The sequence below is a fragment of the Hypericibacter adhaerens genome (assembly GCF_008728835.1).
Taxonomy (GTDB): Bacteria; Pseudomonadota; Alphaproteobacteria; order Dongiales; family Dongiaceae; genus Hypericibacter; species Hypericibacter adhaerens.
Map to the genome: position 1 here is coordinate 543,415 of NZ_CP042582.1, position 16,206 is coordinate 559,620.

General features: G+C 65.4%; 13 protein-coding genes. 7 read left to right on the forward strand and 6 right to left on the reverse strand.

Annotated features, from left to right (window positions below; all coding sequences use genetic code 11):
- Window positions 1-283: 283 nt before the first annotated feature.
- Window positions 284-1,498, forward strand: a complete 1,215-nt coding sequence (locus tag FRZ61_RS26320; protein WP_191909263.1) for an aromatic ring-hydroxylating oxygenase subunit alpha — start codon at window positions 284-286, stop codon at window positions 1,496-1,498.
- A gap of 35 nt (window positions 1,499-1,533) precedes the next feature.
- On the opposite strand, the gene FRZ61_RS02420 is transcribed toward FRZ61_RS26320, so the two are convergent.
- Complete coding sequence (locus FRZ61_RS02420) at window positions 1,534-1,722, reverse strand: hypothetical protein (RefSeq protein WP_151114804.1); 189 nt, start codon at window positions 1,720-1,722, stop codon at window positions 1,534-1,536.
- 367 nt (window positions 1,723-2,089) lie between these two features.
- On the opposite strand from FRZ61_RS02420, the gene FRZ61_RS02425 reads away from it, so the two are divergent.
- A complete protein-coding gene (locus FRZ61_RS02425) occupies window positions 2,090-2,911 on the forward strand; it encodes a hypothetical protein (RefSeq protein ID WP_151114805.1) in 822 nt (273 codons plus the stop codon).
- Window positions 2,908-3,435 carry a hypothetical protein gene (locus FRZ61_RS02430; RefSeq protein ID WP_151114806.1) on the forward strand — a complete coding sequence of 176 codons (528 nt, stop codon included), beginning with the start codon at window positions 2,908-2,910 and terminating at the stop codon, window positions 3,433-3,435. Before FRZ61_RS02425 ends, FRZ61_RS02430 begins: the two co-directional genes overlap by 4 nt.
- 152 nt (window positions 3,436-3,587) lie before the next feature.
- Here FRZ61_RS02430 and FRZ61_RS02435 read toward each other — a convergent pair whose 3' ends face one another.
- The 3 genes from FRZ61_RS02435 to FRZ61_RS02445 all read right to left on the reverse strand — a co-directional run bounded on the left by FRZ61_RS02435 (window position 3,588) and on the right by FRZ61_RS02445 (window position 7,113).
- The gene (locus tag FRZ61_RS02435; RefSeq protein WP_151114807.1) at window positions 3,588-4,331 is read right to left on the reverse strand and encodes a 1-(5-phosphoribosyl)-5-[(5-phosphoribosylamino)methylideneamino]imidazole-4-carboxamide isomerase; all 744 of its coding nucleotides are present in this window, start codon (window positions 4,329-4,331) and stop codon (window positions 3,588-3,590) included.
- Window positions 4,332-4,774: 443 nt separating this feature from the next.
- Window positions 4,775-5,494 carry a hypothetical protein gene (locus FRZ61_RS02440; RefSeq protein WP_151114809.1) on the reverse strand — a complete coding sequence of 240 codons (720 nt, stop codon included), beginning with the start codon at window positions 5,492-5,494 and terminating at the stop codon, window positions 4,775-4,777.
- On the reverse strand, window positions 5,491-7,113 hold the full coding sequence (locus FRZ61_RS02445; protein ID WP_151114810.1) for an RNA-directed DNA polymerase: 1,623 nt from the start codon (window positions 7,111-7,113) through the stop codon (window positions 5,491-5,493). Before FRZ61_RS02445 ends, FRZ61_RS02440 begins: the two co-directional genes overlap by 4 nt.
- A 265-nt stretch (window positions 7,114-7,378) precedes the next feature.
- Here FRZ61_RS02445 and FRZ61_RS02450 point away from each other — a divergent pair, with 265 nt between their 5' ends.
- From FRZ61_RS02450 to FRZ61_RS02460, 3 genes are all read left to right on the forward strand, one after another.
- Window positions 7,379-9,469, forward strand: a complete 2,091-nt coding sequence (locus FRZ61_RS02450) for a hydantoinase/oxoprolinase family protein (RefSeq protein ID WP_151114811.1) — start codon at window positions 7,379-7,381, stop codon at window positions 9,467-9,469.
- Window positions 9,470-9,618: 149 nt separating this feature from the next.
- Complete coding sequence (locus FRZ61_RS02455; protein WP_151114812.1) at window positions 9,619-11,295, forward strand: hydantoinase B/oxoprolinase family protein; 1,677 nt, start codon at window positions 9,619-9,621, stop codon at window positions 11,293-11,295.
- Between the two features lie 129 nt (window positions 11,296-11,424).
- The gene (locus FRZ61_RS02460; protein WP_151114813.1) at window positions 11,425-12,597 is read left to right on the forward strand and encodes an IS481 family transposase; all 1,173 of its coding nucleotides are present in this window, start codon (window positions 11,425-11,427) and stop codon (window positions 12,595-12,597) included.
- 502 nt (window positions 12,598-13,099) lie between these two features.
- Here the strand turns inward: FRZ61_RS02460 and FRZ61_RS02465 are convergent.
- Window positions 13,100-13,981, reverse strand: a complete 882-nt coding sequence (locus FRZ61_RS02465; protein ID WP_151114814.1) for a nitrilase-related carbon-nitrogen hydrolase — start codon at window positions 13,979-13,981, stop codon at window positions 13,100-13,102.
- A gap of 3 nt (window positions 13,982-13,984) precedes the next feature.
- Window positions 13,985-14,986 (reverse strand): LysR substrate-binding domain-containing protein, encoded by a 1,002-nt coding sequence (locus FRZ61_RS02470; RefSeq protein WP_151114815.1) that lies wholly within the window; start codon window positions 14,984-14,986, stop codon window positions 13,985-13,987.
- Window positions 14,987-15,096: 110 nt separating this feature from the next.
- Here FRZ61_RS02470 and FRZ61_RS02475 point away from each other — a divergent pair, with 110 nt between their 5' ends.
- Window positions 15,097-16,110: an agmatine deiminase family protein gene (locus FRZ61_RS02475; protein ID WP_151114816.1), complete on the forward strand. Its 1,014-nt coding sequence runs from the start codon at window positions 15,097-15,099 to the stop codon at window positions 16,108-16,110.
- Window positions 16,111-16,206: the final 96 nt, after the last annotated feature.

Consider the following 16,206-nt stretch of genomic DNA (forward strand, 5'->3'; position numbering starts at 1 on the left):
CTTTCGCGCGTTCGTGCAGGCGAAAGCCTATAGGGAAGAGGCGAGAATGGAAAAGCGCAGGAAGGTTTCGTCTCCTCCCCCCTTGAGGGGGAGGATTAAAGAGGGGGCGGCTCGGTGTCCGATATCGCGCAGCCCCCTTCCTAACCTTCCCCCGCAAGGGGGGAAGGGACAGGAAGAGACCTTGTCCTACGACAATTCTGCCCCTGCTTTTTCCGCCCGGCGATTCCCGATAAAATCCCTCCCGCCAAGAGGATCCAGAGCAACCGGAGAGGAGAGATCCGCAATGCTCGACGGTCTGACCAACGCGCCCGCGTCCGATCTGCGGATCGAGCCCGAGAACGTCCTCGATCCGCGCCATTTCGCGGCTGTCCGCGCGCAGGGGCCCCGGCTCCACGCGCTGCCCCTCTGGTGCTACAGCTCGCCCAAATTCTTCCAGGCGGAGATGGAACGGTTGTTCTATCCCGGCTGGAACATGATGGAGCGCGTCGAGCGCGTGCCCAACAAGGGCGATTTCCACACCCTCACCTTCATGAACATCCCGCTCATCATGGTGCGCGGGAGCGACGACAAGGTGCGGGTCTTCGCCAACACCTGCCGCCACCGCGGCGCCGTGATCGCCGAGGGCTCGGGCAACTGCAAGAATTTCCGCTGCCCCTATCACGCCTGGGTCTATTCGCTCGAGGGCGACCTCCTGGGCGCGCAGCAATACGATGACGGCGAGGACAAGCCGATCGTCACCGACGCGAACAAGCGCGAGTACGGCCTGATCGAGATCCCGAGCGAGAGCTGGGGCGGCTTCCTCTTCGTGAAGTTCCGCAAAGGCGGCGAGAGCCTGCAGGACTTCCTGGGCGAGGTGCCGGCGAGGCTCGCCTCGCACCGGCTCGAGGACATGGTCTGCACCAAGCAGCTCGTGTTCGACATGGAGGCGAACTGGAAATGCTTCGTCGAGAATTACAGCGACGGCTATCACATCCCGACGGTGCACAAGGATTCGCTGGCGCGCTGGAAGGCGAAATACACGCGGCAAGCCCCGCCGCCCAGCGGCAACTACACGATCGCCTTCGCCGAGCATGACGGCAGCCAGCTCCTGCTGCCGTTCCCGGATTATGTCGGCTTCCCGCCCATGCCGCAGATCGACAAGGAATGGGCCCGCGGCACCTTCTTCACCACGATCCGGCCCGGCATGATGATGACGATGGGCAATGACGGCGCGCTCGCCTTCCGCTGCGAGCCGATCGGCCCCACCAAGTCGCGCCTGACGGTGAGCTCGCTCTTCCCGAAATCGACCGTGGCCCGCAACGATTTCGAGGAGATCGCGAAGAACTACTACCGGCGCAACGACATGGTGGTGCGCGAGGATGTCGATATCTCGCTGAAGCAGGCGGCCGGCATCGCCTCGCCCTTCGCCCGCATGGTGACGCTGCAGAAGCTGGAGAAGCCGCTCAACCAGATCGCCAACTGGGTGCTCGACCGGGTGATCGGGAAGGACGCGGCCTAGCCGGCTTGCCGGCGGAGCGGCCGCCGGCAAGGGTCTCAGTTCAGGGCCTGGTCGGCCTTCTTCTCGATGAAGTTGCCGGTGTTGCGGATATCGCGTCCGAAGCCCGCGGCCGTGTTGCAGCCGGCCAGCGCCAGCAGCGCCGCCATCAGCAATGCCCCTGCCGGCAGCAGGGCGTTTCCCGCCGGCCGGAGCGGGTTGCGGGTCGGGGTCGTCGTCGGCGTCATGGGCGAAGCCTCTCCTCACGGTCACGTCGGCCGCTCTATAGAGCGCCGGTCGCGGCCGGGCCAGTGACCAGCGCGGGGCGAAGCAAGCGGCAATTCGATCGACGATACCGGGGTGCCAATCCCCTCCCCCCTTGAGGGGGAGGGTCAGGGAGGGGGAAGTCTCGGTAGGAGACAGCGCGCAGGATCGATACGGCGCCGGCTTTATCGACCGAGCAGCCCCCTCCCTTGCCCTCCCCCGAAGACAGGGGAGGGGATCAGAACGAGCTGAACCGCCGAGACTCCCGGACCGTCTTCCCATAAGATCGCGGGCCAGGATCGCGAGGGGGCCCGGGCCGCCCGTCCGGGTCGCGAAGCCGTTGCTGGCCGCATGACGCCGACGCTTCTCAGCCGCCGGAACTACCTGCATCACGGCGATTTCCTGGACCGCAGCCGGGCCCTGCTCGGCTCGCTGCCGGCGGGGCCGGCCTTCACCAAGCTCGAGGCCTGCCGCGCCAACCGCGAAGGGCCCTTCGCCGACGAGGTGCTCCGGGCCTACGGGCCGCTGCGCTCGCGCCGGATTCTCCGCGCCGATCTCGCGGCGGATATCGAGGCGAGCTTCGCCGCGCGCGACTGGTTCCGCGGGCTGGGCACGCGCGGCTTCTCCTATCGCCTGATCTCGGATTTCGAGTTCGCTCGCGAGCTCAGGCCCGAGATCGACCTGCGCGTCGGCCTCTTCTTCGGCGACGACCTGTTCTATCCGCCGCGGCTGCGCCGCTTCCTGCAGCGGCACGCCGATCCGCATATGGAGGACGGCACGCTGAAATGCCTGGGCTTCGCGCTGGGCCAGCGGACGCGCTCGGCCTGGATCGTCTCGGTGCTGCAGTCGGACCTGACCTTCAACCGCCCGAGCTATGTGCGCGACCATATCCGGGGCTGGCAGCGCGTGCTGATGGCCGAGCTCCTGGCCCAGGCGAAGGCGGCGGGCGTCGCGAAGCTGCTGCTCGCCGCCGCGTCCGACCAGATCCGCTGCAGCGATCCCGCCTTCAAGATCGTCACGGCGGTTCCGGAAAGCTGGCGCCTCATCTACGATCAGACCGCGGACTTCTTCGGCATGACCCCGCTCACGGGCGGCGACCGGTTCGACATCCAGGTGCTCGACCGGATGGGTCCGGTCGTCACCGACAAGTTCTACGAAAAGGCGATCGCATGAAGGATGTGTCCATCATCGACGTGTTCTGCGAGATCCTGGGCGGGCTGCTCGTGATCCTGTTCGTCCTGCCCTGGCTCGCGGCCGATCCCTCGACCTCCTTTGTCGGCTTCTACCGCTCCCTCTATGTCGGGCTCGACGCCAACGCGCTGGCGGCGGGATTGGTGGCCTCCTACCTGGTCGGCCTCCTGATGGATGCCCTGGGTCTCATCGCGGACGAGGTCATCACGCCCAGGCTCGGCGTCGCCGAGGCCACGGCGGCCGAGCGCAAGACCTTCCACAAGACCGCGCTGGAACCGCTCCTGAAATATCGCGATACCCAGTGGTCCTATTACAGCCTCTACCGCAACTGCTTCATCGTCGTGGCGCTCGGCACGGTGTCGACCTTGATCTTCTGGTGGCATTCCTGGGCCACCTGGAAGATCGTCGTCTTCCTCGCGATCGCCGTCGTCGCCGAGCTGATCTTCTGGCACGCCATGAAGACCCTTTACGGGCTCTATAACGACATCACCAGGTCGACGAGTTGAGGGGCGCGCCTTGTTCGCCTTCATCCCCTTCCCCCGCACCCTATTGTCATGCCCGGACTTGATCCGGGCATCCAGGGCCGCAAGAGGAGAACACGACCATCGCCCTGGATCGCCGGATCAAGTCCGGCGATGACAGGAAAGAGGGATCGCCCTCAGACGAAAGGCGCCGTCGGCTGATGCTGGGCCGTCGCGATGGCGTTGGCCTCGCGGAACGTGAAGGTGCCGCCGAAGAGCGCGCGGCTCGTGAGAATGCCCGCGATGTTCGGCAGGTAGGACAGGGTCGAGATGTCGTCGAGCGACTTGACCACGCCGCTGGCGATGACCGGCGTGCGGAGCTTGGCCGCGAGGTTCGTGGTCTGCGCCATGCTGCCTTCGGGGCGGTTCTCGTCGCGGTCGATGTCGGTATGGATGATGGCCGCGAGCCCGGCCTCGTCGAACGGCTGGGCGAACTCGATCGGCGTGAAGATCGTGGTCTCGGTGAAGCCTTCCACCACGACATGGCCGCGCCGCGCATCGATGCTGACGACGACGGCGCCGGGATAGGCCGTGGCCGCCGCCTTGACGAGATGCGGATATTTCACGGCGGCCGTGGCGATGACGACGCGCTCGGCGCCGGCCTCCATCCAGCCATGCACCTTCTCCATCGAGCGGATGCCGCCGCCCACCTGCACCTTGCAGCCGGAGGTCCGGATGATTTGCTTGATGACGGACGTGTTGTCGCCCCGGTTGAACACGGCGTCGAGATCGACGACATGGAGCCACTCGGCGCCCTCGGCCGCGAGGTCCCGCGCGGTCCGCACGGGATCGAGCTCGTAGACGAGGGGGCTGTCCATGCTGTTGCGCGTCAGGTTGACGAGGCGGCCCTGGCGCAGCTCGAGATCCGGATAGACGATCATGATCGGTCCCTCCCAAATCCCATCGGGTCCGGCGACTCTGCGCCTGGCGGCCGCGCGCCGCAAGCGGGCTCGGGGGCGTCACGCACCCCTCATTCTGTCATCGCCGGGCTTGACCCGGCGATCCAGGGCTGCCGATACGGTGGACGAACCTCTGGCACACCGCCAGCTATTACAACGGAGACAGCGCGCGACCCGGCCTTCCTCGAGATGCGCCGGAAGAGCATCGTCGGCTCGCTCAAGGCTGGCACCGAGGGCGCGCAATCTGCGAAGCCGTTCAGCGCGCGCGGTACTCACCCGCCCATCAGGCGCATTTCCATTCGCCGTTCTGGGACGGATGTACTACCACTTCAACCAGATGGTGCTGGAGGATTTGGAGAGGTAGGGATTTGAAGTAGGAATCTCGTGGCTCAGAAATGAACGCCCATTTCGTCTGGAAGCAGCTGCTAACGGGAAATATCTCCACTAGCAATTCCATAAACAACAGCATCTAATAGTTGTGCAGTTGATCTTCCACTAACTTCGAAGCAAAACTCGTCGGCCGACATCTGAAAACTCACCCCCACGCGCGGGTTAATCAATCCGACAAACCGAATGGCGGTGCCGTTGCCGGCGTGATTCAGAGCCAAATAGACCAATAGCTGACGCAAATCAATCGACCGAAAAGATCTGTCCCCTGCCTTTATCTCGAACAAAATACCATCAACAAGCACGTCCCCTTCGCATGCGTCAATGATCCCACAGCCGGGAAATCGTGGCCTGCAAGTGATTGCTCTGCTAGGCCCGATCGGGCCGAGACGCCTACCCAACCTTCTAACTTGCTCACCAGCATCATTTACCTCATCTGAGGATAATTCTTGTTCATAGTCCCCGTCTCGCTCTCCCTGTGAAGCTAAGAGGCGCACAAGCGGTTCATTCTCTGCAATGGCGTCTTCTACCGAAACCGCTTTCAGGCCCTGTAAGTAAGAGCTTGTGATGGCGCAGAATGCAGAGAATGCCACCTCATTTACAAATGCTCGGCGGTTCGGCGCTGTTTCCACCTTCATAGGCGCAAAGTCGCGATCATAGCTACCGCGGTTGAGTTGCCGAATGAAGCCATCCATCATCGGGCAGGCGAGCCGCCAGAATGAAGAGAAGTCTCGGGAGAATGTGATTTCCGAGATCACAGCGGTACAGTCCAGTCCGGCTGCTTCGCCTTCGCCGCAATCCAATCTGCAACTAGCTGCTCAAACGGATGAAATTCGCTCGATAGGTGTCGCCGCCAATGGCCTCCCTCGTCCTTGAGAGTGTGGGACGCAATAATGAATGCGCGCCTCTCCGCGGGACTCATCGATCGAAAGGACAATCGACGCTCCGACAGCCAGTGCCACCCGCCGAGGCGCGTCATCGCCAGGATTATGTCTCGCCGGACCAAGGGAGTGTAAACAGGGTTATTATAAAGCTTTACAAGCGCCGCCTGCACGCCGGAAGACGGGTGCAAAGCAAGCACACGGACCGCGTAAGCAAGAACAAGCTCAACTCGTAGAACATGGGAGCCCATGTGAAGAAGCTTAAGTAAGCGCTCAATTACCGCCAACTGAGTTGACTCCGAAAGATCGGAGTACACCTGCCTGATAACGGTAAGCGTAGCGGGGAAAATCGGATAGAGGAGGTCGGCGTTATCAAGCAGAGAAAGAACCGCTTGGTCTCTTTGCTTTGGAGCCAAGAATTGAATTGCAGAGACAATCTTTTTAGCCAATGCAATATGGATACGGCTCTTAGACAGCTCGGCTTGGAGCAAGCCGATGATGTCAAACTTGCTGATCTCGCTCTTTAATTCTTCGTAGTCTTTGTCTGCAGTTGGGGAATACGGATCAAAACGAATGGAAAATCGCAGAAGGCTTCGTGCTTGATCTCCAATGCTTGACCCGGTGCCGCTTAATGCGGGGGCATCGTGATCATCCAATCTGACGGGGCTTGTGGAAATGAATTCCGCAGACGACATGATCCTTGTCTTCGCCTTTTGAATCTGCAGTCCCTGTGTGCGTTGCAACTTCTCAGTCAGTTGCAGCAATTTGGCAAACCCGTCTTCCATGCTTTCGGCAAACAAATGGTAGTCATCGGAGAATCTGCAGAAGGGGACCCCTTCTAACTTCAGGAGCTGATCGACTTGATTCAAAACGAGCTCAGAGAGGATGCGCGCTGCTGGTCCACCAATCGGAATGCCGAATGAGTTGGTGTTGGAGAAATTCCCAAGGAACTTCATCAATCTGGTGGGCGTGTCGGAAGAGAGATTCAGATGAAGCAGGGCGTTATCTAATCGATGATGGCCAATTCTTGAATAAAATTCTGAGATATCGCAAATAACAACAAAGGGGTGCTTTTTCGCTTTCTCTAAGGAGCGCTCCATAAATGCGCGCCAGTTATAATTGGCATCAAAAATCGTTGCCGCCTTGTCATTCCAAAAATACCGATACGAGAACACGCACTGTTCTGTTGCCGGTATGCGTTGCGATTCGATTGCGTCTGCGATCGACAGGACCAACGCCAGAAAATAAAGATTCCATATTGGGTCAAGTTGTGTGGCCCAGCGAAAGCCAGTGTAGCTAACCGGGACAAGAGCGCCTTCGTGTGCAGGCGGATGGCTAGCCAGCCATTGTGGGAAATCGGAGTGCAAGTTTTTCAGAAGTTTCTCTGTCTCATTCGGAAGGTCGAAGAAGACGTGATTCTCGACGGGAAACGGGAAAATGTCTGTATCCCCGTGCCGCGTAACATTGGCAATCGCGCGCTTGAAAAACTTCTCCATCACTACTCCGGTTGCTTGCCCCCTACCGACTTGCAGCCAAATATACAACCATCGCTAGTGCGGCGCTTTAAAAAGCGCGAATATCCGACACACCTCTTCCGACATCGGTAACCGCGCCTCAACTGGCTCCTTAGTTATTGGTTTTGGACGTTGCCGATGGGTGCGGCGGGCAGTGCATGAAAGAAAATACCCCGCCAGGGTAACCCCTTAACCCACCATCTCCCCCTCTGGCCTCGCGCGCTCCGCTTCTCTAGATTACCTGGCCATGCGCTATCTCGCGGCCGATGTCGGCGGAACATTCACTGATCTGGTGCTGGTGGACGGCTCGTCCGCCGGCGCGCGGGTCTTCATCGATAAGGTGCCGAGCCAGGCGACGGGCTCGGCCTTGGGCGTGCGCGAGGGCATCCAGCGGCTCTCCGCGACCGCGGGCCTCTCGCCCGGCGAGATCGACCTCTTCGTCCATGGCTTCACGGTCGGCACCAACGCCTTCCTGACGCGCTCGGGCGCCAAGGCGGCGCTCGTGGTGACCCGGGGCTTCCGCGACCTGCTCCTCATCGGCGACCAGCTCCGCCCCGAGCTCTATTCGCTGACCGCGAAGAAGCCGGCACCGGTGGTGCCGCGTTCGCTGACCGTCGAGGCGGCCGAGCGCATCGACGCCTTCGGCCAGGTGGTGACGGCGCTCTCGCCGGCCGAGACGGGCCGCGTCGCCGCGGCGGTGGCGGCGCTCCAGCCCGAGGCGGTCGCGATCTGCCTCGCCTTCGCCCATCTGAACCCTGCGCACGAGACGGCGCTGGCCGAGGCGATTCAGGCCAAGCTGCCGGGCGTCCCGGTCTATCTCTCCTCCAAGGTCAATCCGCAGATCGAGGAATATCCGCGCGCCAACACCACGGCGGTCGCGGCCTATGCCGGCCCGGTGATCGACCGCTATATCCAGCGGCTCGAGGCGAACCTCAAGGAGGTCGGGCTCGGCGGCCCCTTGCGGCTCATGCGCTCGGACGGCGGCGTCGCCACGCCGCGCGCGGCGCGCGACAACCCGGCCCATATGCTGCTCTCGGGCCCCGCGGGCGGCGTCATCGCCGGCGCCGATCTGGCCAAGGCGCTCGGCGTCTCGGGCATGGTCACCTTCGACATGGGCGGCACCTCCGCCGACTTCTCGGTCATCGTCGAGGGCGCCCCCACCATGGTGCGCGAGCGCGAGATCGACGGGCAGCCCCTGCGCCTGCCCACCATCGACATCGAGACCATCTCGGCCGGCGGCGGCTCGATCGCGCGGGTCGATATCGGCGGCGCCTTGCGCGTCGGCCCGAAATCGGCAGGCGCGGTGCCGGGCCCCGCCTGCTACGGCCAGGGCGGCACCGAGGCCACTGTCACCGATGCGGCCCTGGTGATGGGGCTGCTCGACCCGAAGGAATATCTGGGCGGCGACATGACGCTCGATCCCGACCTCGCGGCGAAGGCCGTGGAGCGCTCGGTCGCGACGCCGCTCGGCCTCGGCCTCGAGGAAGCGGCCTACGGCATCATCTCGGTCGCCAACGCCAACATGATCCAGGCGATCCGCGCGCTCGTGGTCGAGCGCGGCCATGACGTGCGCGGCTTCGCGCTCCTGGCCTTCGGCGGCGCCGGCCCGCTCTATGCGCCCTATATGGCGCGCGAGCTCGGCATGGCCGAGGTGATCGCGCCGCGCAATCCGGGCGTGTTCGCGGCGCAGGGGCTGCTCCTGACCGACATCCGCCACGCGGCCCAGGCGCCTTTCCAGCGCAACATCGCCAGGCTGAAGGCGGAGGAGATCGGCCCGCTGCTGAACCATCTCAAGGCCGAGCTCGTCCGCGAGCTCGAGGCCGACGGGGTGGAGGAGGCCGAGCGCTATTTCCGCTTCGCGGCCGACATGCGCTGCGTCGGGCAGTTCCATCTCCTCACCATTCCTTTGGCTCAGCCGAATGGCCCCGCGCGCGCAGGCGCGCAAAACGGACAAACCAGCTGGTGGGATGCCGCCAGGCTCGCGGCCGATTTCCACGCGGCGCATGAGCGCGCCTACGGCCATGCCGACGCCTCGGTGCCGGTCGAGATCGTCAATCTGCGCGTCGACGGCTTCGGCAAGATCCAGCGCCCGCCGCAGCCGGCCGAGCCGGCCCCGGTCGCGGGACTGGCGGAGCCGGTGGGCAAGCGGCGCGTCTATTTCGACCGGCAGGGCTGGAGCGAGGCCAAGATCTTCCGCCGCGACCTGCTCAAGCCCGGCCAGGAGATCCAGGGCCCGGCGATCGTGATGCAGCGCGATTCGACCATCGTGGTGCTGCCCGGCCAGCGCGGCCGGGTGGACAAGCGGGGGACGATAAGGATCGCGATAAAATCGGAATGAACCGCAAGCGGTTCATGACTCTTTATCCCCTCCCCCCTTGCGGGGGAGGGTGAGGGAGGGGGACGGCGAGATCGAGCAGCCCCCTCCCTGGCCCTCCCCCGCGAGGCGGGGGAGAGGATACCGTACCTAGATCGAGTCGAGGAACCGCCATGAACTTCCGTCCGCACGGCAATATCGACCCCATCAGCCGCGACGTGTTCCAGCAGCAGCTGGTCGGCATCGCCGAGGAGATGTCGATGGCGCTCAGGCGCGCGGCCTTCTCCTCGATCATCTGGGACATGTACGACTATGCCTGCGGGCTCTTCACGCCCGAGGGCGAGATGATGGCGCAGGCCGAGACCATCCCGGCCCAGCTCGGCATCATGTCGACGGCGCTGAGCCACATGAAGCAGGCCTTCCCGCTCGACCAGTGGAAGCCGGGCGACGTGCTGGTCTGCAACGATCCCTACAAGGGCTGCACCCACACGATGGACATCGTGCTGTTCAGCCCGGTCTTCCTCGAGGGCGAGCTGATCGGCATCACCTCGACCATCGCGCATCATGTCGATATCGGCGGCAAGATCCCGGGCACCGAGGCCGCGGACAATGCCGAGATCTTCGCCGAGGGCATCATCCTGCCGCCCCTGAAGCTGGTCGACGGCGGCAAGCCCAACCCGGCCATCTTCGACATCATCGCCGCCAATGTGCGCGACCCCGCCTCCTGCCAGGGCGACTTGCGCGCGCAGATCGCGGGCTGCCGCATGGGCGAGCGGCGCCTGGCCGAGCTCTTCAAGCGCCAGGGCGTTTCCCACGCGAAGGCCCTGACCGGTGCCTGCCTCGATTACGCCGAGACCTATATGCGCCGCGTGATCGCGGCCATGCCGGACGGGCGCTATCACGCGAGCGTGCTGACCGAGGACGACACCACCAGCGACGAGCCGCTCAAGATCGCGGTCACGGTCGAGGTCAAGGGCGACAAGCTCAAGGTGGATTTCACCGGCACGGTGGCGCAGCGCGACAACGCACTCAACTGCCCGATCGCGTCCACCCTCTCCATGACCAACTACGCGGTCAAATGCATCGTGGCGCCGGAGATCGCGCAGAACGAGGGCTGCAACCGCGCGGTCGAGATGGTGGCGCCCGAGGGCAGCCTGCTCAACCCGCGCCGGCCCGCGGCGGTCTCGGTGCGGCACCTGACGCAGCAGGCGGTGGCGGACGCGGTCCTGAAGGCGATGGCGCCGCTCGCCCCCAACCATGCCGCGGCCGGCTGCCAGATCAGCTTCCCGACCTTCTGCGCCGGCGGCTTCGACGAGCGGCCCGAGAAGCGCGGCGAGGACGGGATGGCGCCCTATTACGTCATCTCCGACATCATCGGCGGCGGCATGGGCGGCTCGGCCCAGGGCGACGGGCTCGACGCGATCGACACCCACGGCGGCAATTGCGCCGTCCTCTCGGCCGAGGTGATCGAGACGCTCAGCCCCTTGCGCGTGCTCGAGACCTCGCTGGTGGCGGGCTCGGGCGGCGAGGGGAAGCATCGCGGCGGGCTCGGGATCCGGCGCGACTACCAGTTCCTCTCCGAGCGCACCATCATGGGCGCCTATGTGCAGCAGACCCGCGACGAGACGCGGCCCTGGGGTCTCGAGGGCGGCAAGCCCGGCCAGCCGGGCTTCATCTCGCTCAACCCCGGCAAGCCCGGCCAGCGCCCGCTCAAGAGCAAGATCTACGGCCTCAAGCTCGAGAAGGGCGACGTGATGCGCTTCCAGGGTGCCGGCGGCGGCGGCTGGGGCGATCCCAAGACGCGCGACGCGGCCGCGAAGGCGCGCGACCAGGCGGAAGGGTTCGTGTAGGCGGACGGCTTCGCCGACTCTTTGGTTCCCCTCCCCCTACCCCTTGTACAGACCGGGGACATCGAGGACAGGTGTTCGGGGACATCGAGGACACCCTGATCCGACTGAGGTCGGAGAAGGGGAACCTGGATGCCGTGGGGGTCTGCCTTGGATCGTCGAGTGGAATTTGTCCGTCTGGCGCAAGCGCCGGGGTGCAATTTCAGCGAGCTGTGCCGTCGCTTTGGCGTAAGCCGGTCGGACGGTTACAAGTGGCTGAGGCGCTTCGAGGCGGAGGGAGCGCCTGGGCTCCAGGAGCGTTCGCGCCGGCCGCGGTCGAGCCCTGGCCGGACGCCGGGCGAGCTGGAGGCCGAGGTGCTGGCGGTGCGCGCGGAGCACCCGGCGTGGGGTGGGCGGAAGATCCGCAAGGTGCTGCAGCGCGAGGGCCGGGACGCGCCGGCCGCCTCGACGGTGACGGCGATCTTGCGCCGGCACGGCAAGCTGGATGGGCCTGGCGCCGGCGAGGCCAGGGACTGGGTGCGCTTCGAGCACGAAGCGCCCAACGATCTCTGGCAGATGGACTTCAAGGGCCACTTCGCCTTGGGGACCGGTCGCTGCCACCCGCTCACCGTGCTGGACGACCACTCCCGCTATGCGCTGGCGATCGGCGCCTGCGACGACGAACGAGAGACGACCGTGCGCGAGCGTCTCACCGGGGTGTTCCGCCGCTACGGCCTGCCGCTGCGCCTGCTGGCCGACAACGGTGCACCCTGGGGCACAGCAGGCCCGGAGCGCCACACCCGGCTCACCGTCTGGCTCATGGATCTGGGCGTGGGCGTCTGCCATGGCCGGCCCTACCACCCTCAGACCCAGGGCAAGGACGAGCGCTTCCACCGCACGCTGAAGGCCGAACTGCTGGACAGATGGCCGCTCCAGGACCTGGCCGGCGCCCAGGCCGCCTTCGACCACTGGCGCGAGGTCTACAACGCCAAGCGTCCGCACGAGGCCCTCGGCCTGGAACCCCCGGCCTCCCGCTACCGGATGAGCCCCCGGCCCATGCCCGAGCGGATCGACCCGCCCCAATACGAGCCCCAGGCCCAGGTCCGCAAGGTGCACGACACCGGCTGGATCAGCTTCAAGGGCCGTCAGATCAACTGCTCGAAGGCCTTCGTCGGCCGGCGCCTGGCGTTGCGCGCCACTACCACCGACGGTGTCTTCGATCTCTGCTACCGAAGCCACGTGCTGTCGCAGGTCGACCTGCGACAGCACATCACTCATACTGTCCTCGATGTCCCCGAACGGGTGTCCTCGATGTCCCCGGTCTGAACAACCCCTCCCGCTAGGGGAGGGGGCGCGATGAATAAAGAACCAGCTCCTTCCGCAAAGGGGAGGCGAGATGAATGAAGAACCAGCCCCCTCCCCTTGTGGGAGGGGGTAGGGGGAGGGGTCCGCGCCGCTGCGTGTCAGCGCTCCGTTCTCAGCGCGGCAGCGGGCCGGCGGGCGTCTCGGCCGCGCCGATGACGATCTCTTCCTTGTTGCGCGGGGCGCTCGCGACCATCGCGTCGGGCCGTATTCCCATTGACATTGTTCTCCTTTTGTTCTAATCATAACGATTTCGCCGGGCCCGCCGCTGCCATCTTCAAACGCCTGATAGCGGCCTGAGAGGCCCCTGTTCCGAGCCTGTTATTCGAGCACCCCCTAAGCTGATGGCAGCCGGAAACAGGGCTTGTTTCCAACGGCTTGAGAAATCCCAGGGCCGGCAGATCCTTGCAAAGGCCCTGTTCTCAGGCGAATCCGTGAAGACCCCACGTCGTGGGGGCGAGGAAAATCAGCGCGGCGGCGGGCCGGCCGGCGTCTCCACCATGCGGCCGTACATCTCCGGCCGCCGGGTGTGATAGACGCCCCAATAGTCGCGCGCCGTATAGGCCTGCTCGAGGTCGATCCTGCCGATGACGATCTCCTCCTGGGTGCGCGAGGCGCTCGCGATCATCGCGCCGGTCTGGTCGGTGAGGAAGGAGCTGCCATAGAAATCGATGGTGATGCCGTCGTCGGTTTCCTTGCCCGTCCGGTTCGCGGCCAGCACCGGCACGAGGTTGGCGGCGGCATGGCCGCGCATCACGGTCTGCCACTGGTCGCGGCTGTCCCAGAGGCTGTTGTTGGGCTCGCTGCCGATCGCGGTCGGGTAGCAGAGCAGCTCGGCGCCCATGAGCGCCATCATGCGCGCCTGCTCGGGGAACCACTGGTCCCAGCAGATGCCGACCCCGAGCTTGAGATGGCGCGTGGCCCAGACCTTGGGCCCCTGTTGGCTGGGCGCGAAGAAAGCGTTCTCGCGATAGCCGGGGAATTGCGGGATATGCGACTTGCGATAGGTGCCGAGCAGCTCGCCGCCGGCATCGACGATGGCGGCGGTGTTGAAGAGCCCGTCCTCGGCGCGCTCATAGATCGAGACCGGCACCACCACGCCCCGCTCGCGCGCGAACTTCTGGAAAAGCGCGATGGTGGGATGACCCGCCACCGGCCGCGCCAGCTCGCGATAGCGCGGATTGTCGGTCTTGCAGAAATAGGGCGCCTCGAACAGCTCCGAGGGCAGCACGAGCTGGGCGCCCTGGTCGGCGGCGCGATGGGCCAGCGCCAGCACGCGCCCCACGGTCGCGTCGTGATTCCAGTCGTGATGGGTCTGCAGGGCGGCGACGGTCAGAAGGCGAGGCATGGGTCATTTCCTCTTTCGGGCCGCCGGAGCGGCGGTGGGCGCGGGGTGGACGGCGGTCCAGTCGGCAAGCCAGGCCCGGGTGAGGGCGGCTTCGCCGTCGAGCCATTGCAGGAAGCGCTGGATCATGGGCCTGTCGGCCGCATTCTCGTTGAGCGTCACCGACCAGTCCTGGTCGGCCGGGATCGTGCCGGGCAAAGGCGCCACCAGCCGGCCGGCCTCGAGATCGGCGGCGGCGAGTGCCAGCGAGCCCAGCGCGACACCCAGCCCTTCCGCCGCCGCCTGCAGCAGCGCGCCGGAATCGCCGAAATTATAGCCCTGGGTCGGCAGGCTGGCGCGCGTGTCCTGCGCGGCGAACCAGCGGACCCAGTCCTCGCGCCGCTCGTCATGGAGGAGCGGGCGCGACAGGAGATCGGCCGGCTGGCGCAAAGGTTTCGGGCGCCGGGCCAGGGCGGGCGTGCAGAGCGGCGTCAGAAGATCGCCGAACAGGCTGCGCGTCGCCATGCCCTGCCTGTCGCGCCCGTCCGCGGGCGACAGCGGCAGGATCGCCAGGTGGATCTCGCCGCGCGCGAGATCGATCGGCTGGTCGGTCGAGAACAGCCAGAGATCGATCTCGGGATGCCGGGCCTTGAGCCCGGCCAGGCGCGGCAGCAGCCAGCGCTGGGCGAAAGCGGGGCGCGCATGAAGGATGAGCTGGTTGGGCTTGCGATACTGCTCGAGCCGCTTCAATCCCAGCTCGAGCCGCTCGAAACAATCGCGCAGCGTGATCTCGAGATCGCGGCCGGCATCGGTCAGCACCGCGTTGCGGTGGAGCCTGTTGAAGAGCGGCTGGCCCAGCTGTTCCTCGAGCATGCGGATCTGGTGGCTCACGGCCGACTGCGTCATGCCCAGCTCGGCGCCCGCCTTCGAGAAGCTGCCGAGCTTCGCCGTGGTGGCGAAGGCACCGAGCGCCCGCATCGAGGGCAGGGCGCGCAGCGAGGCCGGGCGATCGGGAGCAGGCTTACGCATGAGGAATTTCGATCAGAATGAGAAGAAATCCGCGGCTGCCGGAAACGCAAGGAGCCCCATATAATCAGCAACGGGGCAGGACGGCAAGAAAACCTGGAGGGGCTCGTCGCATGAGCGAATTGAATGATGTGCGGATGCCGGCGGAATGGGAGCCGCATCGCGGCTGCTTCATGGCCTGGCCGCGCAGCGGCGAGGCCTGGGACCGGCCGGTGGCCGAGATCCGCCGCGACTATGCCGCGGTGGCCCGGGCGATCCGCCGCTTCGAGCCCGTCTTCATGGCGGTCGATCCGGGGCAGGTTCCGGAGGCGCAGAGCGAGCTCGGGCAGGAGATCGAGATCCTGGCGCTGCCCTTCGACGAGCCCTGGATGCGCGACATGGGACCGAGCTTCGTCAAGCGCGGCGACGGCGCCGTCTGTGCCGTTTCCTGGCGCTTCAACGGCTGGGGCGGCTATGCGCCGGCCTTCTCGCAGGATGCGCATCTGGGCCGCAAGCTCGCCCGCAAGATCGAAGCGCCCCTCATCAGCTCGGCGCTCGCGATGGAAGGCGGCGCGCTCCATGTCGACGGCGCGGGCACGCTGCTCACGACCGAGACGGTGGTGCTCAACAAGAACCGCAATCCCGGCATCACCAAGGAGGCGGCCGAGGCGGAGTTCGCCCGCGCGCTCGGGATCGCCAAGACGATCTGGCTACCGGGCAACCCCTACGAGAAAGGCACGGACGGCCATATCGACGGCATCGCCTGCTTCGTGCGGCCGGGCGTCCTGCTGTTCGAGGCCAGCGCCTCCAGCCGCGCCGAGATGCGCGAGACCACGGAGCGCAACCGCCGCGCGCTCGACGGCCAGAGCGACGCCCAGGGAAGGCCGCTCGAGATCCTCACCCTCCGCGAAGCGCCGGACGTCCGTCCCGGCGCCCATGGCTGGGGCTACTCGACCTCTTACGTGAATTTCTACATCGCCAATGGCGGCGTGGTGATGCCGAGCTTCGGACTGCCGAAGGAGGACGCGATCGCCCGCGAGACCGTCGCCGCCGCCTTCCCCGACCGCGAGGTGGTTCAGGTCGACATCTCGACGCTGGCCGCCGGCGGCGGCGGGATCCATTGCATCACGCAGCAATGGCCGATGTGAGGGGGCCTTCAATTCCGGCCGGTTCGAGCCGTTGCCTTTGTCGTCATCCCCGCGAAAGCGGGGATCCAACGTCAAGCTTGCCGTGCTGGATCAGGA